The sequence below is a fragment of the Streptomyces malaysiensis subsp. samsunensis genome (assembly GCF_024519315.1).
GTDB lineage: Bacteria > Actinomycetota > Actinomycetes > Streptomycetales > Streptomycetaceae > Streptomyces > Streptomyces malaysiensis.
On sequence record NZ_JANIIC010000015.1, the window covers coordinates 109,558 to 131,938 of the forward strand.

General features: G+C 70.7%; 15 protein-coding genes and 1 pseudogene. 12 read left to right on the top strand and 4 right to left on the bottom strand.

Annotation, left to right across the window (positions count from 1 at the left end):
* Positions 1-306: 306 nt before the first annotated feature.
* Entirely contained in the window at positions 307-1,521 is a 1,215-nt protein-coding gene (locus NQU54_RS15505) for an RNA-guided endonuclease InsQ/TnpB family protein (RefSeq protein WP_257631564.1), read from the bottom strand.
* 18 nt (positions 1,522-1,539) lie between these two features.
* On the bottom strand, positions 1,540-3,414 hold the full coding sequence (locus NQU54_RS15510) for a LamG-like jellyroll fold domain-containing protein (RefSeq protein ID WP_257631565.1): 1,875 nt from the start codon (positions 3,412-3,414) through the stop codon (positions 1,540-1,542).
* A gap of 654 nt (positions 3,415-4,068) precedes the next feature.
* Here NQU54_RS15510 and NQU54_RS15515 point away from each other — a divergent pair.
* The 4 genes from NQU54_RS15515 (at position 4,069) to dmpG (ending at position 8,344) form a co-directional block, all read left to right on the top strand.
* Positions 4,069-5,190 carry a 50S ribosomal protein L11 methyltransferase gene (locus tag NQU54_RS15515; protein WP_257631566.1) on the top strand — a complete coding sequence of 374 codons (1,122 nt, stop codon included), beginning with the start codon at positions 4,069-4,071 and terminating at the stop codon, positions 5,188-5,190.
* 273 nt (positions 5,191-5,463) lie between these two features.
* Entirely contained in the window at positions 5,464-6,330 is an 867-nt protein-coding gene (mhpD, locus tag NQU54_RS15520; protein ID WP_306278733.1) for a 2-keto-4-pentenoate hydratase, read from the top strand.
* A complete protein-coding gene (locus NQU54_RS15525) occupies positions 6,327-7,292 on the top strand; it encodes an acetaldehyde dehydrogenase (acetylating) (protein WP_257631567.1) in 966 nt (321 codons plus the stop codon). Before mhpD ends, NQU54_RS15525 begins: the two co-directional genes overlap by 4 nt.
* Positions 7,289-8,344 carry a 4-hydroxy-2-oxovalerate aldolase gene (dmpG, locus tag NQU54_RS15530; protein WP_257631568.1) on the top strand — a complete coding sequence of 352 codons (1,056 nt, stop codon included), beginning with the start codon at positions 7,289-7,291 and terminating at the stop codon, positions 8,342-8,344. The genes NQU54_RS15525 and dmpG overlap by 4 nt, the downstream gene beginning before the upstream one ends.
* A 195-nt stretch (positions 8,345-8,539) precedes the next feature.
* On the opposite strand, the gene NQU54_RS15535 is transcribed toward dmpG, so the two are convergent.
* Both NQU54_RS15535 and NQU54_RS15540 read right to left on the bottom strand, forming a co-directional pair.
* Entirely contained in the window at positions 8,540-9,274 is a 735-nt protein-coding gene (locus tag NQU54_RS15535; RefSeq protein WP_257631569.1) for a polysaccharide deacetylase family protein, read from the bottom strand.
* Between the two features lie 40 nt (positions 9,275-9,314).
* Positions 9,315-10,703, bottom strand: a complete 1,389-nt coding sequence (locus NQU54_RS15540; protein WP_257631570.1) for a glycoside hydrolase family 10 protein — start codon at positions 10,701-10,703, stop codon at positions 9,315-9,317.
* Between the two features lie 339 nt (positions 10,704-11,042).
* Between NQU54_RS15540 and NQU54_RS15545 the strand changes: the two are divergent.
* The 8 genes and pseudogenes from NQU54_RS15545 to NQU54_RS15580 all read left to right on the top strand — a co-directional run.
* A pseudogene (locus NQU54_RS15545) lies at positions 11,043-11,567 on the top strand (carboxylesterase family protein); the annotation flags it as partial.
* Positions 11,568-11,787: 220 nt separating this feature from the next.
* Entirely contained in the window at positions 11,788-13,077 is a 1,290-nt protein-coding gene (locus NQU54_RS15550) for an ABC transporter substrate-binding protein (RefSeq protein ID WP_257631571.1), read from the top strand.
* A 52-nt stretch (positions 13,078-13,129) separates the two neighbouring features.
* Positions 13,130-14,068, top strand: coding sequence for a carbohydrate ABC transporter permease (locus NQU54_RS15555; protein ID WP_079259729.1), 939 nt, complete (start codon positions 13,130-13,132; stop codon positions 14,066-14,068).
* Between the two features lie 16 nt (positions 14,069-14,084).
* Positions 14,085-14,912, top strand: a complete 828-nt coding sequence (locus tag NQU54_RS15560; RefSeq protein ID WP_069867456.1) for a carbohydrate ABC transporter permease — start codon at positions 14,085-14,087, stop codon at positions 14,910-14,912.
* The gene (locus tag NQU54_RS15565; RefSeq protein ID WP_257631572.1) at positions 14,909-15,952 is read left to right on the top strand and encodes a LacI family DNA-binding transcriptional regulator; all 1,044 of its coding nucleotides are present in this window, start codon (positions 14,909-14,911) and stop codon (positions 15,950-15,952) included. The genes NQU54_RS15560 and NQU54_RS15565 overlap by 4 nt, the downstream gene beginning before the upstream one ends.
* A gap of 72 nt (positions 15,953-16,024) precedes the next feature.
* The gene (locus NQU54_RS15570; RefSeq protein ID WP_257631573.1) at positions 16,025-17,959 is read left to right on the top strand and encodes a glycoside hydrolase 5 family protein; all 1,935 of its coding nucleotides are present in this window, start codon (positions 16,025-16,027) and stop codon (positions 17,957-17,959) included.
* Complete coding sequence (locus tag NQU54_RS15575) at positions 17,956-20,226, top strand: glycoside hydrolase family 3 N-terminal domain-containing protein (protein ID WP_257631574.1); 2,271 nt, start codon at positions 17,956-17,958, stop codon at positions 20,224-20,226. The genes NQU54_RS15570 and NQU54_RS15575 overlap by 4 nt, the downstream gene beginning before the upstream one ends.
* Positions 20,227-20,335: 109 nt before the next feature.
* A complete protein-coding gene (locus tag NQU54_RS15580; RefSeq protein ID WP_257631575.1) occupies positions 20,336-22,276 on the top strand; it encodes a glycoside hydrolase family 5 protein in 1,941 nt (646 codons plus the stop codon).
* Positions 22,277-22,381 lie beyond the last annotated feature (105 nt).

Genomic DNA, 22,381 nt, shown 5'->3' on the forward strand with positions numbered 1-22,381 from the left:
TCCCGAGCGTGGCCCGTCCCTTCTCGACCAGCGGGTCGGCGATCGGGGCGGGTGGCATGGTGCTGTGGCCCCGGTAGCAGATGACCGTGCGGTCCGTGTGTCCGGCGAGGTCTACGAGGATCTGGTCCCATTGACCTCCTCCATCGCCCTAAGGGGCGAGGATTTTCCGTCGGGGGGTGGTCCTCATGGGTGGGGACCGCCCGCTTCGGGTGGGTTCCTGGTTCCTTCCCACCTGGGTGGGGGTTGTGCGCGCTGCCGGGCTGCTGCCTGGTCTTACGTGCGCTCCGCAGGCGTTTACCGCTGCCGTTACCGGCGTCGGGCCCCAGGTCCTGGGGTGGGTGGTGCTGTCGCCGCGAGGATGCGGCGGCCTTCAAGGCGAACGTTCTTGCCAGCGTTCCAGTCGCGGTCGTGCGGGGTGTCGCAGTTCGGGCACGTCCACTCGCGTACATGCAGCGGCTTGGGTCCGTCCCGGAAGCCGCAGGCGGAACAGATCTGCGACGACGGGAAGTGCCGGTCGACTTTGGCGAAGGAGCGACCACGCCGGGCCGTCTTGTACTCCAGCATCGTCACGAACTGTGTCCAGCCCGCGTCGTGCACGCCCTTGGCCAGGCGGGTACGCGCCAGTCCACGCACGTTCAGGGTCTCGGTGAAGACGGCTTGGTTCTCGCTCGTCAGCTTGTGAGACCACTGGTGATGGAAGTTGCGGCGCGCGTCCGCCACGGCGGCGTGTGCGCGGGCGATCTTGGTCCGGGCCTTGTCCCGGTTGCTGGATCCCTTCTTCTTCCGCGACAGCTCACGCTGCCGCTTCTTCAGCTTCTTTTCTGCCCTTCGCAGGTACTTCGGGGAGGCGATGTGCGAGCCGTCCGCGAGGACGGCGAACCGGGTCAAGCCCAGGTCGATTCCCTGGTCCCCGTCCGCAGGCGGCAGGATGTCGGCGGCAGGGTCGGTCTCCACGACAAAGGATGCCCAGTACCGGCCGGAACGGTCCTTGATCAGTGTTACCGAGCTGGGTGCGGACGGCAGGTCCCGGGTCCACTTCACTGTGAGGTCGCCTATTTTCGGCAGCCTCAGTTTGCCGTTCTCGGTGATTAACCACCGGTCGGAGCGGGTGAACCGTGCGCTTTGCCGGTTGTCCTTGCGGGACTTGTACTTCGGCGGGGCGACCTTCGGTCCCTTCCGCTTGCCGGTCTTGGAGTCCTCGTGCGCCTTCCATGCCGCGTCCAGATCCCGGAGCGTCTGCTGGAGTACACCGACCGGCGCGTGGGACAGGAATACCCGCCCGGGGGTCTTCTTCGCGTCAGTGATCAGGGTTTTGGCCAGGTCCGGGTTCTTCGGGACCAGCCGGTACGGGCCCTGGGCGATCCGGTTCTTCGGGTTCCCGAGCAGCTTGTTCGACGCCTTGACCGGTTTGATCCGGGCCAGGGCGTCATTCCAGACCACACGCCTGCACCCGAAAACCCTGGCCGCGCGGATGCGCTGACCGGGCGTCGGGCAGACGCGGAACTGGTAACGAAGCTGCATACACGTGATCGTAAGACACTAGGCGCGGGCCGTCATGAAGTCCTTCGGCGCCAGGGCTCGTTTGACGATGCGGGTGTCGCCGATCCAGCCGTAGAAGCCCTGGCCGAACTTCTCCTCGAACTGGGTGGCACCGATCACAAAGGGCTTGCCGAGGGTGGCGATGCCCGTCGAGGGCTGGCCGGGGTTGCGGGCGATCTTCGAGCCGTCGACGTACACCACGGTGTGGTGGCCGTCGTTGACGACGGCGATATGGGTCCACCGGCCCACGGGCAGGGCGTGGCTCCAGGAGGTGGGATCGGCGTCCTGCACCTGGGGGTAGACCACGAACTGGAGGAAGCGTTCGGGGGTCACATTGAGGCTGCACGTGGGCTCGTCGGGGGACCAGCCGGTGGTCTTGCCCGCGTCGCCGTTGCGGCCCTCCCAGCTGAGGATGCCCATCCAGGCGTGGTCGCCCTCGAAGGGTTCCGGGAGCTTGATGAATGTCTCGATGGTGTAGCCGCTCGTGAACTTCTCGGAGTTCAGCGGTGCGGTGGCGGAGGTGGTCAGGGTCGCGCCGCGGTCGGGCGCCTTGCCGCCGTCGAAGCGCAGACTGGCGTGGGCGGGCTGGTCGCGGTGGTGGTCGCCGGACCACGTCAGGATCTCGGGCTTGCTGTCGTGCAGCCGTGTCACCCGGAGGTCGTTGCCGTGGCCGGACAGGTCGCGGACCACCGTTTCCGTTCCGACCGGTCCGTCCGCGCCCGCGCGGGAGGCGGTGCCCGAGGCGTCGAAGCGCCAGTACGCGAGGGTGCCGCGCGGCATGACCTCGGAAGCCGGGCGCGGCTTCCGCGGCACGACCGGCGCGAAGCCGGAGAAGCGGCGCTCGAAGTCGATGCCGAGGCTGAACCGGTCGGTGGGGCCGGTCAGCTCGATGGTCTCCGCCTCCAGAGGTGTTCTCTTCTCCGGGTCGCGGCTGAGGAACCAGGGCGAGAACGTCTCGACGTCGATCACGTTGCGGACGAGGTCGAAGGCGTAGAGGCGGATCATCCCGGCGCCGCCGTAGTACCGGTCCTGGTAGTTGGTGATGTGGACGTGGACATCGTTGCCCTCGTCGTTGGTCAGGACGGTGCGCCCCGGGGGCCAGTAGTGGCCGCCGAGGGCGAGGAAGATCTGGTCGTTGCCGCGGATGAGGCCGTCCCACAGCCGGCGGCCGTTGTCCGAGAGCTGTGCGCTGCCCTCGTCGTCGGCCCAGACCAGGTCGTGGGTGGTGAGGATCGCGGGCAGTGTGGGGTGCGCGTCGAGCACCTTCTGCGCCCAGCTCAGCCCGGAGGCGGAGAGCCGCCAGTCGAGGGCGAGGACCAGCCACTCGCGCCCGCCCGCGGTCAGGACGTGGTAGCTGTTGTAGCCGTCGGACGAGGCGCCGCCGAAGGTGGGCATGGCGGAGAACCGCCGCGGGCCGAAGGCGTCGAGATAGGCGCTGTCGCCGCGCTGGTCGTCGGTGCTGGAGTCGATGTCGTGGTTGCCGGCCAGGACGCTGTAGGGGACCTTGCCGTGGATGGTCCCGAACGTGGACGCGGCCAGCGCGATCTCGTCCCGCGAGCCGTGTTCCGTGACATCGCCGAGGTGCGTCATGAAGGCGATGTTGGCGTCCTCGCGCTGGGACACCAGATACCGGAAGGTGGCCCGCAGCGGTTCCGGGTCGGAGCTGTCGGCGTCGAAGAGGTACTGCGTATCCGGCAGGACCGCGAGGCTGAACCGCGGTGAGTCCTGGTCGTACCGGTGGCCGCCGGACTTCGCGGTGGCGGCGTGGCCGGGTGTCGTACCCGATGTGACGGCCACCGTGCCCGCGGCCGACACCGCGGCGGTGGCCCGCAGGAGTGTCCGTCTGCCCAGTTGGTTGCGTTCCGCCGCGTTCATCCGCACTCCCGCGCATCGTGTGAAGAATCGGTGACCTCGGCTCGCACTGTGGTCAAGGGCCGTGACCACGTGGGGGCGGCCAGATGAACGGCGCCTGATCCGTTGCGGGCGGAACGGCCGTAGGGGGGAGACGACTTGGCGGGCCCTCCGCGGCCGATATTCCTTCAACTTTCATATTTCTCTGGGTCATCCGGGGGAGATGGTCCGCCGTCGGTGCAGTGGCCATGAGAGCGTGTCTCGTCAATTACTACGGATAACCGTATTAGTAATTTGGCGGTGATTATTTTCGGACGCTCCGGCGGTGGATCCGGCGGTCCATCCGCGAAATCCAGCCGAATCCACCTCCACAAGCAACCTCCGTACGGTCGCGGACATGCCAATTTCCCATCGGGGCCTGTTCCGTGGAGGCGCCGCACGGCGGCGTAAAGCCCGTCAGCGCGCGTCGTCGGAGGTGGCGGCGGTCGGGCGGGGCGGCACCGGGGGAGCGGGTGCCGATCGCGCCGCCCACGGTGCTTTGTCATCGCTTTAACCACGCTATGTGTGAGCTTTATTCAGCTATGACGAACGCAATTCCTAGGGAATTCCAGGTTTTCCGGCCTGGCATGCTGGCCCTGAAAGTCGCCTCGGGGGAGGACACAGAGAAAGGTTCAGAAGATGCAGCGTTCCTTCGTCGCGGAGTTGGCGACACCGGGCCACAAGGTGCCCGTTCGGGCCTGCGATCTGGAGTCGAACCCGGTCTGGCTGTTCGCTTCGATCGGTGAGTATCCGGTGTACGACGACGTCGCCTACGAGGTGATGATCAAGGATGAGCGTCGGATGAACCGGTACTCCGAAGCCGTCCGGCGCTACGCCCCCGGCCGTACGGTGCTCGACATCGGCACGGGTCAGGACGCGGTGTGGGCACTGGCCACCGCCCGCGCCGGAGCGCGACACGTATGGGCCGTGGAAGTCATCCCCAGGTCCGCGCAGATCGCCCGGAAGAACATCGAGCAGGCCGGTTTCGCCGACCGGATCACCGTGGTCGAGGGGCTGTCCACCGAGATCGAACTGCCCGAGCCCGTCGAGATGTGTGTCTCCGAGATCATCGGCACGCTCGGTGGCTCGGAGGGCGCCGGCCGCGTGCTGCGGGACGCGCGGGAGCGCCTGGTGCGGCCCGGCGGGGTGTTCATCCCGCACCGCAGCGCCACCACGGCCGTCGCCCTCGATGTGAGCAGCGCCAACCTCGGCGAACCGCTCGGCTTTCCGCCCCTGGTCCTCCCCTATGTGGAGAAGGTGTTCGCCTCGGTGGGCCGTCCCTTCGATCTGCGGCTGGTCCTCGAGGGGGTGCAGGACAATCCGAAGGTGCGGGAGCGGGCGTATCTGTCCGACGTCGTCGAGGTGGAGCCGCTGGAGTTCAACGGCGATCTGCACCCGGAGGGCGTCGACGCCGCCGAGCTCACCTTCACCCGGGAGGGCCGCTTCTCCGGGCTCGCGCTGGGCATGCGGCTGTGGGTGGCCGAGGACGATGAGCCGATCGACTCGCTGTTCCAGCCGAGCAGTTGGACCCCGGCGTACGCCCCGCTGGCGGAGGAGGGTCTGCCGGTGCGGCCGGGCGACCGGTTCGAGTTCGACTTCACCACGGTGGTGAGCGACGACGGCGTACACCCCGACTACGGACTCGTCGGCGAACTGCACCGGGCCGGCGCCCGGCCGGCGCCGCTGAGCTGGGGCTCGACACACCATGCGGACGGTTTCCGTACGACGCCCTTCTACCGCTCGCTGTTCCCCCGGCCCTGACGCGTCAGAGGTGGCAGCCGTCCGGCTTCGGCTGTGCCCAGCCGGCCGGGCGCCTCCACACCGCTCGAGCCCGTTCACCGGGACAGTTCCGTCAGGCGGTACGGCGCCTTCGGCCGGAGGGGAACATGAAGGTCACTGCGGCCTCGCCCGGCCCGCCGTCGCTCGCCACGTTCCATGTCGCGGAACGAAAGTTGGCTCGCGGCGGGTGGCGCGTCTATACCGGAGGCACATCGAGAGCGCAGGGGCCCGGCCCCCATGTTCTTCCTCAGGAGGTTGCCCGTGCCGAATGTTCCCGGCCACGTCCCGCAGGACGCCTTTCCCGCGGCCGTGGTCAAGGTCGCCGACGCGCTCGCGGACGCCGCCCGCCGCGGGACCCCGTGTCCGCCGGTGCGCACACTCCTGACCGATGGTGCCGATGGTGCCGATGGTGCCGAAGGCGGCATCGAGGCCGCCTACGCGGTGCAGCGGCTGAATCTGCAACGCGAGCAGGCCACCGGCCGCCGGATCGTCGGCCGGAAGATCGGTCTGACCTCTCCCGCCGTGCAGCGCCAACTCGGCGTGGACCAGCCGGACTTCGGCGCGCTGTTCGCGGACATGGCCGTACCGGAGGGCGGCGAGGTGCCCGCCGGACGGCTGCTCCAGCCCAAGGTGGAGGCCGAGGTGGCGCTCGTGCTCGGCCACGACCTGCCACACCGCCGGTGCACCGTCGTGGACCTGCTGCGCGCCACGGACTTCGCGCTGCCCGCGCTGGAGATCGTCGACAGCCGGGTGCGGGACTGGGACATCTCCATCGTCGACACCGTCGCCGACAACGCCTCCTGCGGGCTGTACGTCCTCGGCGCCTCCCCGGTGCCGCTGGCCGGGCTCAACCTGCGCTCCGTGCGGATGACCATGACACGCAACGGCGAGACGGCCTCCCAGGGGACCGGTGCCGACTGTCTCGGCAGCCCGCTCAACGCGGCCGTCTGGCTGGCCTCGGCCCTCGCCGAGCGCGGCGATCCGCTGCGGGCGGGCGACCTCGTCCTGACCGGGGCGCTGGGACCGATGGTCCCCGCCGCCCCGGGCGATGTGTTCCACGCCCGGATCTCGGACCTGGGCGCCGTGGAGGTCCGGTTCGCCGCGGAAGGAGACCACCGGTGAGCGGCGCGACGAACACCCGCACCAAGGTGGCGGTCATCGGGTCCGGCAACATCGGCACCGATCTCATGATCAAGGTGCTGCGGCTCTCCGACACCCTGGAGATCACCGCGCTGGCCGGGATCGACCCCGACTCCGACGGTCTGGCCCGCGCCCGCCGCCTCAAGGTGGCCACCACCCATGAGGGCGTGGACGGGCTGGTGGCGATGGACGAGTTCGCGGATGTGGAGATCGTCTTCGACGCGACCTCCGCCGGTGCCCACCAGCGCCACGACGAGGTGCTGCGCCCCCTCGGCCGTACCCTCGTCGACCTCACCCCGGCGGCCATCGGCCCCTATGTGGTGCCCCCGGTCAACGGCGACGCCCACCTCGGCGCGCCCAATGTCAACATGGTCACCTGCGGCGGCCAGGCCACCATCCCGATCGTCGCCGCGGTGGGCGCGGTTGCCCCCCTCCACTACGGGGAGATCGTCGCCTCCATCTCCTCCCGCTCCGCGGGCCCCGGCACCCGGGCGAACATCGACGAGTTCACCGAGACCACCGCCTCCGCCATCGAGCGCGTCGGCGGCGCCGCCCGCGGCAAGGCCATCATCGTCCTCAACCCGGCCGAACCACCGCTGATCATGCGCGACACCGTGCACTGCCTGGTCTCGGGCTGCGCCACCGAGGAGGTCACCACCGCCGTCGAGGACATGGTCGGCCGGGTCCAGGCGTACGTACCCGGCTACCGCCTCAAGCAGAAGGTGCAGTTCGACCAGGTGGGGTCCGACGACCCGCTGCGCTCCCTGCTGCCCGCCGACGCCACGCACACCGACGCGGTGAAGGTATCGGTCTTCCTCGAGGTCGAGGGCGCCGCCCACTACCTCCCGGCCTACGCCGGAAACCTCGACATCATGACCTCGGCCGCGCTGCGCACCGCGGAGCGCATGGCCGCCCACCGCACCGGCGAGGAGGCCGCACGATGACCACGCCCGACGCCGGCGCCACCGCCGCCGCTCCGCCCGCCCTGTACATCCAGGACGTGACCCTGCGGGACGGCATGCACGCCATCCGCCACCGCTACACCGTCGAGCAGGCCCGCACCATCGCCGCCGCCCTGGACGCCGCCGGGGTGGCCGCGATCGAGATCGCCCACGGCGACGGCCTGTCCGGCTCCAGCATCACCTACGGAATCGGCGCCCACACCGACTGGGACTGGATCGAGGCCGTCGTCGAAGCCACCGGCAAGGCGACCCCCACCACGCTGCTGCTGCCGGGCATCGGCACCCTGCACGACCTGAAGCGGGCCCATGCCCTCGGCATCGGCTCCGTGCGCATCGCAACCCACTGCACCGAGGCCGACATCTCCGCCCAGCACATCTCCGCCGCCCGCGAGATGGGCATGGACGTGGCCGGGTTCCTGATGATGTCCCATATGGCCGAACCGGCCGAACTCGCCCGCCAGGCCAAGCTGATGGAGTCCTACGGCGCCCACTGCGTGTACGTCACCGACTCCGGCGGCCGGCTGACCATGGACGCTGTCCGGGACCGCTTCCGCGCCTACCGCGATGTGCTCGACCCGAACACCGAACTCGGCATCCACGCCCACCACAACCTCGCCCTCGGCGTGGCCAACACCGTGGTCGCCGTCGAGAACGGCGTCACCCGCGTCGACGCCTCCCTCGCGGGCCAGGGCGCCGGGGCGGGCAACTGCCCGCTGGAGGCGTTCATCGCGGTGGCCGACCTGATGGGCTGGAAACACGGCTGCGATCTGTTCCCGCTGATGGACGCCGCCGACGACCTCGTCCGGCCGCTCCAGGACCGTGAGGTCCGCGTCGACCGCGAGACCCTCACCCTCGGCTACGCGGGCGTGTACTCCAGCTTCCTGCGCCACGCCGAGACCGCAGCGGCCCGCCACGGGCTGGACACCCGCGCGATCCTGGTCGAGGTCGGCCGCCGCAAGATGGTCGGCGGCCAGGAAGACATGATCACGGACATCGCACTCGACCTGACCGCCCGCCCGAACACCGCCTCCTGACCGCCCTGTCGGCCCCGGCCGTGTCCTCCGTGTCGGCTCCGCGGTGCTGCCCGCCCCGCGGCCGGACGGCGGCCGGTGACAGCGCCAGTCGCCGGCGCCCCGGCCGCGCACCGCCTACCGCGGTGGCGAACACATGGGCGCCGGCGATGCGGGAGCATCGGAGCGCGCTCGGACGCAGTGCTCAGGGCGCGGTGCTCAGGGCGCCGTGACGACCGCCCCGCCGCCCGCTCCGGCCGTGATCCTGCCGGGGCACAGCCCCCGTGCCGCGAGCCCGCTGAGGATCTGCGGCACGGCGGCGACGGTGGTCTGGTAACCGCCGTCGTGCATGAGGATGATGCTGCCCGCCCGCATGGTGGCGGCGGCCTGGACGATCTGCTGGGTGCCGGCCCCGTTCCAGTCCTGGGAGTCCACGTTCCACAGCACCTCGGTCAGCCCGAGACGGGCCTCATCGGCCTTGACCTGGGCGTTGGTCTCCCCGTACGGCGGCCGGAACAGCGTGGGCGTCTGTCCGGTGATGCGCCGGACGGTGTTCTGGGTGCCCGCGATCTCGTTGTACGCCGCCGGTTCGCCGATCTGGGTGAGATGGGGATGCGTGGTGGTGTGATTGGCGATCCACATGCCCGCCGCCTGCTCGGCCCTGAGCAGATCCGGGTACTGCTCGGCGTGCTGCCCCCAGATGAAGAAGGTGGCCTTCGCGCCGCCCGCCCGCAGGGCGTTGAGCAGGGTCTGCGTCGACGACGGGTTCGGCCCGTCGTCGTACGTCAGACCCACGTATCCGTTCGGGCAGTCGGCCCAGGCCGTGTCGGTGCCCGCCGCGCCGGGCGTGGCCGCCGGGGACGGTGCGGCGGAGAAGGCCGCCAGGGCTGCCGTGGCCGCGGCCACGAGCGCGATCCGCAGGCGGTTTCCGCCGGCCTTTCCTCGTCCGGTCATATTCCCTCCTGAAGTGCGGGTGTTGTCGCCTGCCGGTCGGTTAGGAGGCGGTGCACGAGCCGACGGCGGGGGCCGACCAGTCCCCGTTCGCCATTACCGTGAAGCCGAAGCTGGTGGTCGCTCCGGCGCCCAGGTTGCCGTTGCCGTTGGGCCGCATCGTCATGACCTTGCCGCTGCCGTCCCAGCTGGGGCTGCCGTTCCAGGTCGTGGAGACGCTCTGGGCGGAACGCAGGGTCACCGTCACCGTCCAGCCGCTGATGGCGGAGGATCCGGCCCGCACCGTCACCTGGCCGTTGAAGCGGTCGCCCCACCGCTGTGTCTCGGAGTACGTCGCGGTGCACGTCCTGCCACCGCCACCGCCACCGTCGTCGCCACCGCCGCCGGTGCCGCCCAGCGCGGTGAGCACCGCCTGGTAGGCGGGCTTCTTGCCGTAGTTGTCGTCGAACAGCAGCGGGGTGCCGCTGGCACGCCATGAGTACTTGTCGGGGATGCCCCATACGGTCATGCCGGTGCAGCGGGACACCGCCAGGCACGCCTGTGTGACACGGCGGTAGTTGTCGGCCTGGGCCGAACCGGAGCCCTCGATGTCCAGCTCGGTGATCTGCACATCCACGCCGAGGTCGGCGAAGCGCTGGAGGTTCTGCTGGTAGTCGCCCGGGACCGGGGACTGGCTGTTGAAGTGCGACTGGAAGCCCACGCAGTCGATCGGCACCCCGCGGGCCTTGAAGTCCTTGACCAGGTTGTAGACCGCGTTGCTCTTCGCATTCTGACCGTCGGTGTTGTAGTCGTTGTAGCAGAGTTTGGCGTTGGGGTCGGCCGCACGCGCGGTGCGGAACGCCTCCTCGATGAAGCCGTTGCCCAGCTTGTCCTGGAACGGCGAGCTGCGCCGGGCGCCACTGTTGCCGTCCTGGAACGCCTCGTTGACCACGTCCCAGGCGTAGATCTTGCCCTGGTAGTGCTGCATCACCTTGGTGATGTGGTTGTTCATCGCCGAACGCAGGTCGGTGGCGTTCAAACCGCCCACCCAGCCGGGCAGTTGGGAGTGCCAGACCAGTGTGTGGCCACGGATCTGCATGCTCTTGCCCTGGGCGTGGCCGACGATCTGGTCGGCGCGGGAGAAGTTGAACGAGTCGCGGGAGCTTTCGACGGCGTCCCACTTCATCTCGTTCTCGGGGGTGACTGAGTTGAACTCGGTGTCCAGTGTGGCGGCGTACTGGGACTCGCCGAGGTGGTTGGCGGCCACGGCGGCACCGAAGTACCGGCCCTTGGCCGCCGCCGCGCCACCGAGGGTGCTCGCCGCGTTGGCGGGACCGGACAGGCTCAGAACACCGGCGGCGGTGAGCAAGCCGACGACACCGAGGCTGAGCGCCCTCCGGACGGGTAAGCGGAAACGCCTCTCCGCGCGTTCCTGACAGGAGTCGATGACCATTGCTGTCCCTTCTTCGGGGGCCGAACGCTGTCGAGCGGATCGTCCGGCCGTGCTGGGGGTGCACCTTTTCGCGGGACTGCCGACCCGCCCGGGGGCCGGTGGGCGGGTGGTGGCAGTGGTGTGCCGATGGGCAGCGATCGATGCGGAGTATGCTGCGCGGCTGACGTAACGTCAACGCTTCTTTCCGGAATGATTCCGGTAGAAGTCTTCGTCGGTGCTTCCATCGATTCACCTCTGAGCTGCGGCTCTATGGCGTGTGTGCATGTCCTGTGGCCGTAAAGAGGATCTATCAGTACTGGGCTCCGAAAAGTTTTCGGAGCGGTGGTGATGTGTTATCGGGTGGGCCATCTGACGTCCTCGACCGAGGAGGACGTCCTCGCCGCGGCGGCGCGCTCCCACCCCGCCCCGGAGAAGCTGGTGGAGGTCTACCGCCAGGAGCGGCCCGGGGCGTCCGCGGGCCGGCTGCGGTCCGCCATCATGACGGACGCCCTGTTCGGCGCGGGCACGCGGCGGCTCGCGGCCGCCCACGCCCGGCACCCCTCGTCGGGTACGCACGTCTACGAGTTCGCCTGGCGGTCGGAGGCCCTGGACGGCCGGCTCGGCGCCGCGCACGTCGTGGAGCTGCCGTTCGTGTTCGACCGCACCGGGCTGCCGGGGCTCCACGGCCCCCAGGCGATCCTCGGCCCGGCCGAGCCGCCCGCCGACCTCGCCCCCCGCGTCCACGCCACCTGGATCCGGTTCGCGAGGACGGGCGACCCCGGCTGGCCGCGGTACGACAGCGCGCACCGGACGACCATGCGCATCGCCCGGACATGGACGCGGGTGGCGGACCCCGCCGCCCGGATACGGCTGGCCTGGGACTGAGCGCTCCGCCGGAAGTGCCCTGACCCGCCGTCGACCGTCCGCGGCGCCGTCGCGGACAGTTCGCACCCCATCCGTTCTCCGGAACGGGTGGGGTTGTGCGCGTGCGGTGTTTTTCGCTTCCGGCGAGGGCTTGACCGGAGGCGAAGTGGCTCCTACATTCCTCACACCCTCGAGGTAGATCGATTAACCACTCGTTAACCGCCTGGTTGGAGACCCCGCAGTGCACTCACCGCTGACTCGGCGCGGCTTCCTCGCCGCCGGTTCCGGCCTCGCCGCCGCGACCGTCCTGCCCGGCCTGTCCGGCTGCTCCGCCCTGACCGGAGCGGACTCCGATCCCGATACGCTCGTGGTCCACAGCCAGCTGGGCACCACCGCCCCGGGATCGCCCACCTACCTCGCGGCCCTCGACCGGTTCCGCAAGGAGAATCCGGGACTGAAGGTCAAGAACCTCATCAACGGCGACGACCTCGCGCAGGTCTACGAGACCTCGCGGCTGGCCCGCAAGGAGCCGGACGTCGTCATGGTCAACCTCTACGACAAGACGCTGGCGTGGACGGACGTCGGCGCCACGGTCGACGTCAAGGGCTATCTGGACGACTGGGGGCTGCGGACACGTGTGCTCCCGCAGGCGCTGGCCGAGTGGACCGACGCCAAGGGCCGGGTGCGGGCCTTCCCCTACTTCGCCACCAACTGGCCGATCGCCTTCAACCGGGCCCTGCTGGACCGGGCGGGTGTCGACGCGATACCCGCCACGGGCGATGAGCTGATCGCCGCCGCGCGCAAGCTGCGCGCCAAGGGGATCGCGCCCGTGACCGTCGGTGGCAACGACTGGACCGGGCAGAAGCTGCTCGCCCAGATCATCCAGACGTTTCTCACCGAGGACGAGGCCAAGCACGCCTACACCACGGGGGACTTCGGCAGCAGGGGCGCCCGGGAGGGCATCGAGTACTTCGTGACGCTGCGCGACGCGGGCGTCTTCGCCGACAAGGCGCAGGGCCTCATCGCGGACACGATGTTCACGCAGTTCAACACGGGGGCGGCGGCGATCGAGTCGGCCATGTCGTCGGCGCTCGCCAAGGTGCCGCCCACAGTGGCCCGGCACACCGAGGTCGGCGGCTGGCCCCTGACCGAAGGCGCCGTGCACGACAAGCCCACCATCCTGCGCACCTACACCCTGATCGGGTTCTGGATCAGCCCCAACGGCACCAAGAAGATCGACGCCGTCGAGAAGTTCCTGCGCTTCATGTACCGGCCCGACACCGTCGCCCGGTTCATCAAGGAGAGCGGCCGCGATATGGCGCTGCGCTCCGACGTCGTCAGCACGGATTTCCCGCTCGTGGCCGCCGCGCAGCAACTGGGCTCGAAGGTCGGCCAGGCGCTGCTGCCCGATGTGTACGTCCCGCCCGCCGCGGCCCAGCCGCTGATCACCGCGACCAGCACCTCCTTCACCCGCGGCACCGGCGCCGCGAAGGTCCGCGCCGTGCTCGAAGCCGCGTACCGCTCCGCGTGAACCGCCCGCCCGTTCGCTCATTTCCCGAGCCCGACTCCACGGGAGCCACCTCATGACGACGTTGACGTCGACCCCGGGCGGGGCCGCGATCCGCCAGCCCGCTCCGCCCTCCGCCACAGGCCGTTCCCGGATACCCCGGCAGGGCGGCACGATCCTCGCCGTCCCGGCGCTGGTCTGGTACGCGATCTTCATGATCGGCCCGGTGATCGCCATCTTCGTGATCGCCGCCCTGCACTGGCCCGGCATGCTCCAGCCGGTGTCCTTCGCCGGTCTGGGCAACCTCCGCACGGTCCTGGACGACCCCATCTTCTGGGACGCGGTGCGCAATACCGCCGTCCAGCTGGCGGTGGCGCTGCCGATCATGATCGTATGCGCCTACATGCTGGGCTACTACGTGGCGCAGAAGCCGCCAGGACACCGGATCATCCGCTATCTGCTGTTCATCCCCGGCCTGATCTCCACCCCCGCCAAGGCGATGGTGTTCTACGCGGCGCTGTCGCCGGACGGGCTGGCCAACGGCGCGCTCCAGTCGGTGGGGCTCGGCTCGCTCACCGACGCCTGGCTCGCCTCGCCGTCGACCGCTCTGGCCTGCCTCATCGCCCTGGACGTATGGAGTGGCATCGGCTTCACCGCCGTCCTGTTCGCCGCCCGCCTCGACAGCGTGCCCGACGACCTCGGCGAGGCGGCGCAGCTGGACGGGGCCGGGCACTGGCGGACCATGTGGCGCATCCACTTCCCCGTGATCCGCGACTACGTCGGCGTCGTCACCATGCTCCAATTCCTGTGGACGCTCTTCGGCTCGGCGCAGCATGTGCTGCTGCTCACCCAGGGCGGTCCCGGCAGCTCCTCGACGACGCTGTCCTTCCTCGTCTACCAGAAGGCGTTCATCGCGGCCGACCTGGGCTACAGCCAGACCGTCGGCGTCATCCTCTTCCTGGCCGGGCTCGTCGGGCTGCTCACCATCCGCCGCGCGTTCCGCCAGAACTACTGATCGAAGGCGGCTCACCATGAAACTCGGCAAACGCTGGCTGCCCGCACACCTGCTGGTGTGGACCTACGCGGTGCTGCTGATCGTGCCGCTCTACTACTTCCTCGCCTCCGCGTTCAAGAGCAACGAGGAGATCTTCGCCCACCCCTTCGCGCTGCCGTCGTCGTTCGGCTTCGGCAACTTCCGCACCGCCTACGACAGCGCCGACCTGGGGACGGCCGTCGCCAACTCGGCGCTGGTGACGGTCCTCGCCCTGGTGCTGACCCTGTTGCTGGCGCTGCCCGCGGCGTTCGCGCTCGCCCGCTCGACGGGACGGCTCGCCTCGGCGATGGAGAAGATCTTCTCGCTCGGCTTCCTGATCCCGACGTTCGCGGCGCTCTTCCCCACGTTCCTGCTCGCCGCCGCCACCGGGCTGTTCCACACCCGGCTGTTCATGGTCTTCCTCCTGCCCGCCACGGCGATGCCGCTGTCGGTGGTGATCCTGGTGCAGTTCATGCGGACCATCCCCAGGGAGATGGAGGAGGCCGCCCGGATGGACGGGGCGTCCACCTACGCGGTGCTGCGGCACATCTACATACCGATGTGCCTGCCCGGTATCGCGACCGTGCTCCTCCTGAACTTCCTCACCTTCTGGAACGAGTACCTCTACTCGCTGGTCATCATCGGCCCCGACCCCGAACAGCGCACCGTACAGGTGGCCCTGCCCACCCTGAAGGCGATCACCGGCACCGACTACGGTGTCCTGACCGCCGGCACCGTACTGACCCTCATCCCGGTGTGGATCGTCTACACGGTGCTCCAGAAGCGCATGCAGGAGGCACTCGTCAACGGAGCGGTGAAGGCGTGAGCGTGCCCACGGCGAAGCCGGGTCGGCGGCCCACCATCAAGCAGGTGGCGGCCGCCGCCGGAGTGTCGACCGCGGCCGTGTCCCAGGCGTTCAACGACAAGGGCCGGCTGTCGGAGCAGACCAGACGGCGCATCCTGGACACCGCGACGGACCTGGGCTGGTCGCCGAGCGCGTCCGCCGCCGCCCTGCGCTCCGCCCGTACCCGCACCCTCGCCCTCGTCGTCAGGCGCCCCACCGATGTACTCGGCGCGGACCCGCACTTCAGCGAGCTGATCACCGGTATCGAGGGCGAACTGGCGCCCCGTGGCTACGGTCTGCTGCTGCACCTGGTCGCCGGCGCACACGAGGAGAACGCCCTCTACAAGCGGCTCGCGGCCGAAGGCCGGGTCGACGGAGCCGTGCTGACCGACGCCCGCGCCGACGATCCGCGCCCCGCCCTGCTGGCCCGCCTCGGACTGCCCGCGGTGCTGCTCGGTCCCCCCGACCGCGCCGCCTCCGTGCCGCGCATCGGCCTCCGCCACCAGGGCGCCGCCGTCGAGGAGGTCGTGCACCATCTGATCGGGCTCGGACACCGGCGCATCGCCTATGTGGCGGGCCCCGCCGACCTCCAGCACACCCGGCTGCGCGGCGGTGTCTTCGAGACGGCCCTCCGGCAAGCGGGCCTGCGGCCCTACGCGGTGCTGCACACCGACTTCACCGAAGTGTCCGCCGTCGCCGCCACCGAGGCCCTGCTGGACGCCGACGACCGCACCACGGCCATCGTCTACGCCAACGACTCCATGGCCATGTGCGGCATCGGCGCGGCCCGGCGCGGTGGGCTGCGCGTCCCCGAGGACCTGTCGGTCGTCGGCTACGACAACCTGCCGCTCGGCCGCTGGCTGTACCCCCGGCTGACCACCGTCGACCAGCAGGTGCAGCGGGTCGGCGCGGCCGCCGCCCGGCTGCTCCTCGCACGCTGCGGCGAGGACGTCGAGGAGACGGTGCTCGACGACCGGCCGCGGCTGGTCGTCCGCGAGTCCACCGGACCCGCCCCCGGCTGACCCCCGACCGCATGAACCCCGGACCCGTTCCGGGCACCCCCCACCCCGTACCACCGACATCCGAGAAGGACCATGCGACGCCACAGCGCCCAGCTCACCCACCACCCCGCCGTCCTGCCCTGGCTCGGCGCCAACTTCTGGTCCCGCACCGGCGGGCCCCTGATGTGGCGCGACTACGACCCGACGACGGTCCGCGCGGAACTGCGGGTGCTGCGCGAGCACGGCCTCACGATGACCCGGTCGTTCTTCTACTGGCCCGACTTCCACCCGCAGCCCCACACCATCGACGAGAGGCTGTGCGAACACTTCCGCGACTTCCTCGATGCCCACCGCGAGACGGGCATGGGGACCGTGCCCACCTTCATCGTCGGACATATGTCGGGCGAGAACTGGGACCCCGTCTGGCGCGGTGGCCGCGACCTCTACGAGGACGTGTGGATGGTCGGCCGCCAGGCGTGGTTCGTGTCCCAGATGACCCGCCGCTTCAAGGACCACCCGGCGGTCACGGGCTGGCTCATCACCAATGAGATGCCCGGCTACGGCCGGATCTACCAGGTGGATCCGCCCAGCTCCGATGTGGTGACGGCCTGGGCGCAGGCCATGTGCAACGCGGTACGGGCGGCCGGCGGCACCCAGCCCGTCTCCCTCGGCGACGGCGCGTGGGGCATCGAGGTCACCGGCCGCGACAACGGTTTCTCGCTGCGCGAGACCGCCGAGTACGTGGACTTCGTGGGCCCGCATGTGTACCGCTCGGACACCGACCGGCCCCGTCAGCATCTGCGCGCCGCCTTCGAATGCGAACTGGCGTCGGTCACCGAACAGCCCGTCGTCCTGGAGGAGTTCGGCCTCTCCACGGACACCGTGTCCGACCGCAACGCGGCGGTCCACTACCGGCAGACCCTGCACAACTCCCTGCTCGGCGGGGCCACCGGCTGGATCGCCTGGAACAACACCGACTACGACGATCTGTGGGACCGCCCGCCGTACGACCACCACCCCTTCGAGATGCACTTCGGCATCACCGACAGCACCGGCGCCCCCAAGGCCCCGCTGCTCGAACTCGCCGCGTTCGCCGAGGTGTTGAAGGCCGTGGACTTCGCACACTGCCGACGCGCCGACGCGGACGCGGCCCTGGTGGTGCCCGCCTTCCTGGAGCGCGGTTACCCGTACAGCAGGCCCGCCGACCGGCCGCTGATCTTCACCTCGCTGCACCAGAGCTATGTCGCCACCCGCGCCGCCGACCTGCCGGTGGGCTTCACCCGGGAGGCCGACGGACTGCCCGGCGAGGCGGCCCTCTATCTGCTCCCGGCCACCCGCCAGCTCACCACGCGCACCCGGCGTGAGCTGGAACGCCGCGCCCACGAGGGCGCCACCGTCTACCTCTCGTTCTGCTCCGGTGAGCACCCCGCGACCCGCGGCCCGTGGTTCGACGACCTGGACGGGCTGTTCGGCGTCGAACTCCAGCTCTCCTACGGTGTCGCCGAGCCCATCGAGGACGACGTCCTGGAGATGACGTTCACCGAGGACTTCGGCGGGCTGACGGCCGGGACCTCGCTGCGCTTCCCCGTCGCGGGCAACGAGGACAGCCGGGCCTATCTGCCGGTCGTGCCGCGTGACGCCCGGGTGGTGGCCGTCGACGCCCACGGGCGGCCCGCCCTGCTGGTGCGCGACACCGGGCAGGGCCGCACCGTCCTGGCCACCTATCCCCTGGAGCACATGGCCGCCCGCACCGCGCGCGCCAACCCCGAGGAGACCCACCGGCTGTACGCGGCGCTCGCCGATGTGGCCGGGGTCCACCGCCCGGTGACGGTCGACAGCCCGCACATCGGCGCGGACCTCCTCGTCCACCAGGACGGGCGGCGCTTCGTATGGCTGGTCAGCCAGAGCCCCGACGAGCTCCGTGTCCGCCCGGCCGCCGACGGCACCCTGCACGACCTCGCCACCGGCACACCGGTCACCGACGTGTCGCTCGACCCGTACGGCGTGCGTGTCCTGGAGCTGAGGTGACCGGCCCCCGCTACCGCGACCCCACCGCGCCGGTGGCGGAGCGGGTCCGCGACCTGCTGGGGCGCATGACGCTCACCGAGAAGGTCGGCCAGGTCAACCAGCGCATGTACGGCTGGCACGCCTATGAGCGCGACGGCGGCGGCCACCGGCTCACCGACGCCTTCCGCTCCGAGGTCGCCGCGTACGGCGGGATGGGGGCGCTGTACGGGCTCCAGCGGGCCGACCCGTGGTCCGGTGTCGGCTTCGCCGACGGCATCACGGCGGCGGACGGGGCGCGGGTCGCCGACGCGGTGCAGCGGCATGTCATGGAGAACTCCCGGCTGGGCATCCCGGTGCTGCTCGTGGAGGAGGTTCCGCACGGCCACCAGGCCCTGGACGGAACCGTGTTGCCGGTCAACCTCGCCGTCGGCGCCACCTGGGACCCGGGGCTCTACGAGGCCGCGGCGGCCGCGGTCGGCGCGGAGGTACGGGCGCGGGGCGGCCATGTGGCACTCGTCTCCGCGCTCGACCTGGTGCGCGATCCGCGCTGGGGCCGCGCCGAGGAGTGCTTCGGCGAGGACCCGTACCTGGCGGCCCGGCTCACCGAGGCGCTGGTGCGGGGCGCGCGCACCGCCGATGTGGCCGTCGTGCTCAAGCACTTCGCCGGACAGGGGGCCACCGTCGGCGGGCGCAACAGCGCGGCCACCGAACTGGGCGCCCGCGAGCTGCACGAGATCCATCTGGCCGCGGCACGGGCCGGGGTGCGGGCCGGTGCCGCCGGGGTGATGGCGGCGTACAACGAATTCGACGGTCTGCCGTGTGTGGCCAGCGAGCCGCTGCTGACCGAACTCCTCAGGGAGCGGCTGGAGTTCGACGGCATCGTGATGGCGGACGGCGGCGCCGTCGACCGGCTGGTCCGGCTCACCGGCGACCCGGTGGCCGCGGGCGCCCTGGCCCTGAACGCCGGATGCGACCTCAGCCTCTGGGACGACTGCTTTCCCCGGCTGGCCGAGGCGGTGGAGCGGGGGCTGGTCGCGGAGGGGACCCTGGACACCGCCGTGGCCAGAGTGCTGGCGCTGAAGTTCCGCCTGGGGCTCTTCGAACGGCCCTACGCGCCTGCCGTGGACCGGCCCTCCGACCCGCGCGAGCTGAGCGAACGCATCGCCCGCGCGTCCATCACGCTGCTCGCCCACGACGGAGATGTCCTCCCGCTGCCACCGTCGATCCGCCGGATCGCCGTACTCGGCCCGAACGCCGACTCCATCGCCCAGCAGATCGGCGACTACACCGCGCCGCAGCGCCCCGGCTCCCACCACACCACGGTCCTGGACGGCATCCGCTCGGCCGCCCGGCCGGGCACCGAGGTCACCCACGCGCCGGGGTGCGATCTGGTCGGCGGCGACCTCTCCGGTGTCCCCGGGGCCGCCGAGCTGGCGGCAGCGGCGGACATCGCGGTACTCGTCCTGGGCGGGTCCAGCGCACGGTCGGGCGACACCACCTTCGACACCAATGGCGCGGCCATCGTGACGTCCGCCGAACCCACCGGTATGACCTGTGGCGAAGGTGTCGACCTGGCCGATCCACGCCTGCCCGATGGGCAGTTGACGCTGCTGGACGCGGTGGCGGCCACCGGTGTGCCGGTCGTCGTGGTCCTTGTCCAGGGCCGGCCACACGCCCTGCCCGACCTCTCCGGCACGGCCGGGGCGGTGCTGAGCGCGTGGTATCCGGGTCCGTGGGGCGGACGGGCCGTCGCCGATGTGCTGTTCGGCGCGGCCGAGCCCGAGGGGCGGCTGCCGGTGTCGATCCCCCGGTCGGCCGCCCAGCTTCCGGTGTTCTACAACGCCAAGGACCACGGCTACCGGGGCTATGTGGACCAGCCGGCCACCGCCCGGTACCCCTTCGGCCACGGACTGTCGTACACCACGGTCGGCTACGCGTCACCGCGGCTCTCCCGCACCCGGGTGACCCCGGACGACCCCGCCCTGACCTGCCGGGTCACCGTGCGCAACACCGGGGAGCGGCCGGTGCGCGAGACGGTCCAGCTCTACGTACGGCGGCTCTCGGGCGGCTCCTCGTGGCCCCGCATCCGCGAGCTCCGCGGCTTCGTCCGCCTCGCCCTGGGACCGGGGGAGGAGGCCGACGCCGTGTTCGAGATCGACGCCGAAACCCTCGCCTCGGTCACCCGTGACCTCGGCCTCGCCGTCGAACCCGGAGGGTTCCTGCTGGAGACCGGACCCTCATCCGCCGAAACGCGGGGCGCGCGGCTGGTGGTCGAGCGGCCTGGCTGACCGCCCGCCGTCTGGACGGTGATGTGAGCGGCGGTCACTATGGTGCTCGGGCGCGCCGGGTCCGCCGGAGCCGCGTTCGGGCACCATCGCTCACCCAGGGGGAGGCCGCATGCCGACCAGGAGATCAATCAGGTATCTGACCGGACTCGTGTCGATCCTCGCGCTGCTGGCCACGGCGCCGGGGCCGGTCGCCACCGCGTCGCAACAGCCCTCCGCGCGGACGGCCTCCGCCACGTCCCCGGCCGCCCCCGCCACCACCCCGGCGGCCGATACGTGGCAGCCGCCGCTGTCGACCCGTGGCCGGTACATCGTCGACGCCAAGGGCGACCGCTTCCGGCTGAAGTCGGCCAACTGGGATGGTGCGCAGGGGTCGTGGACCGGGAGCGGCAGCGTGGACGATCCCGCCAACCACCACGGCGGGCAGAACTCCTTCGGCATACCCCTCGGGCTGGACCGAGTCCCGCTGCCGACGCTGCTCGCCGACTTCCACCGGCTCGGCGTCAACAGCATCCGGCTGCCGTTCTCCAACGAGATGATCCACGCCACGACGCCCGTCCCGGACGGCGCCGTGGCCGCCAACGCCCAACTGCGCGGAAAGACACCGCTGGAGATCTTCGACGCGGTGGTGTCCGCGCTCGGCCGGGACGGCTTCGCCGTCATCCTGAACAACCACACCAACACCACCCGGTGGTGCTGTGGCATCGACGGCAACGAGCGGTGGAACAGCGGCCAGTCCACCCAGCGGTGGATCGACGACTGGGTCTTCATGGCCCGCCGCTACGCCGACGAGCCAGGTGTGGTGGGCGCCGACCTCTACAACGAGGTGCGCCGCGACATCCTGGACGATCCCAACTGGGGGCTCGGCGATCAGCACGACTGGTACGCCGCCGCGCAGAGCGCCGCCGACCGTATCCTCACCGAGGGCGACCCCGACCTCCTCATCGTCATCGAGGGCATCAACTGGACCGGGCTGCCGGTCGACGGACTGCCCCATGAGCGCCCCACTCTGGCGCCCGCGCGCACCCTCTCGCACACGCTGGTGAACTCCCACAAGCTGGTCTACTCCGCCCACTTCTACGGATACACCGGCCCGCGCCACAGCGGCGCCACCGGCGTGGGCGAAACACACGACCCCCGGTACCAGGACCTCAGCCGCGAGGAGCTCCACCGGGTCCTCACCGAGCAGGCGTTCTTCGTCGCCGAGGACAGCGAGCGGCACTACACCGCACCCGTGTGGATCAGCGAGTTCGGCATCGGATCGGGCGAGACGGGCACCGCCCCGCGCACCTGGTTCACCAATATCACCGACTACTTCGCCGACCACGACGCCGACTTCGCCTACTGGCCACTCGTGGGCTGGGAAGGCCACGACGGCTGGTCGCTGCTGCGCTACGACTCCGCGGGCCGCCGATCCGGAATCCTGGACCAGGCCGACTGGCGCGGCACCGCCTGGAACCGGCTGATGACCGCGCCCGAGCGCACCGGGCCCGTCGACCCCGTACCCGTCTGGCGCATGCTCGTCACCGACCACGGCGACCATGTGCAATCCCTGATCGAGCGGGGCCGGGGCGACTGGGATGCGGGCGCCTACAAGGCCGTGTGCCCCGACGGGCTGCGGCTGATCGGTCTCAGCCACACCGCGGGGCGCGGACTGTGCACAGACGCGGGCGCCGACGACCCCCGCGCCCCCGGCACCGCCCATACGGTCGTCACGGACGAGCGGTATGTGCCCGCCGGTGGCGACTGGGCCTCGGGGTACACCAAGTTCCAGTGCCCCTCGGACCAGTTCCTCATCGGCTACAGCCGCCGCGGCGCCCGGGTGTCCGCCGCTCTGTGCGCCCCGGCCCGCACCCCGCTGGGCACCACGGGACGCACCGTGTGGTTCGACCGGTCCGACAACCGGCCCGCCGACGCTGCCGGTGGCGACTTCGCCAACGGCGCCTACAAGGGCCAGTGCGCGGACGGTGAGTACGCCGCCGGTATCGCCTTCACCACGCGGGTGGGCAGCTCCGGGAGGCCGGACGCGCTGCTGTGCCGGGGCCTGACCTGAGCGCCTCGCACGGTCGCTGCCCTGTGCCCACCCGCCGCATGTCCTGAGGCCCGCGCGGTCGCTGCTCTGAGCTCATCCACCGCGAGCCCGCGAGCCCGCGAGCCC

Coding starts and splice junctions, on each gene's coding strand:
- NQU54_RS15505 (WP_257631564.1), bottom strand. CDS start 1,521: ATGCAGCTTCGTTACCAGTTCCGCGTCTGCCCGACGCCCGGTCAGCGC.
- NQU54_RS15510 (WP_257631565.1), bottom strand. CDS start 3,414: ATGAACGCGGCGGAACGCAACCAACTGGGCAGACGGACACTCCTGCGG.
- NQU54_RS15515 (WP_257631566.1), top strand. CDS start 4,069: ATGCAGCGTTCCTTCGTCGCGGAGTTGGCGACACCGGGCCACAAGGTG.
- dmpG (WP_257631568.1), top strand. CDS start 7,289: ATGACCACGCCCGACGCCGGCGCCACCGCCGCCGCTCCGCCCGCCCTG.
- NQU54_RS15535 (WP_257631569.1), bottom strand. CDS start 9,274: ATGACCGGACGAGGAAAGGCCGGCGGAAACCGCCTGCGGATCGCGCTC.
- NQU54_RS15540 (WP_257631570.1), bottom strand. CDS start 10,703: ATGGTCATCGACTCCTGTCAGGAACGCGCGGAGAGGCGTTTCCGCTTA.
- NQU54_RS15555 (WP_079259729.1), top strand. CDS start 13,130: ATGACGACGTTGACGTCGACCCCGGGCGGGGCCGCGATCCGCCAGCCC.
- NQU54_RS15560 (WP_069867456.1), top strand. CDS start 14,085: ATGAAACTCGGCAAACGCTGGCTGCCCGCACACCTGCTGGTGTGGACC.
- NQU54_RS15570 (WP_257631573.1), top strand. CDS start 16,025: ATGCGACGCCACAGCGCCCAGCTCACCCACCACCCCGCCGTCCTGCCC.
- NQU54_RS15580 (WP_257631575.1), top strand. CDS start 20,336: ATGCCGACCAGGAGATCAATCAGGTATCTGACCGGACTCGTGTCGATC.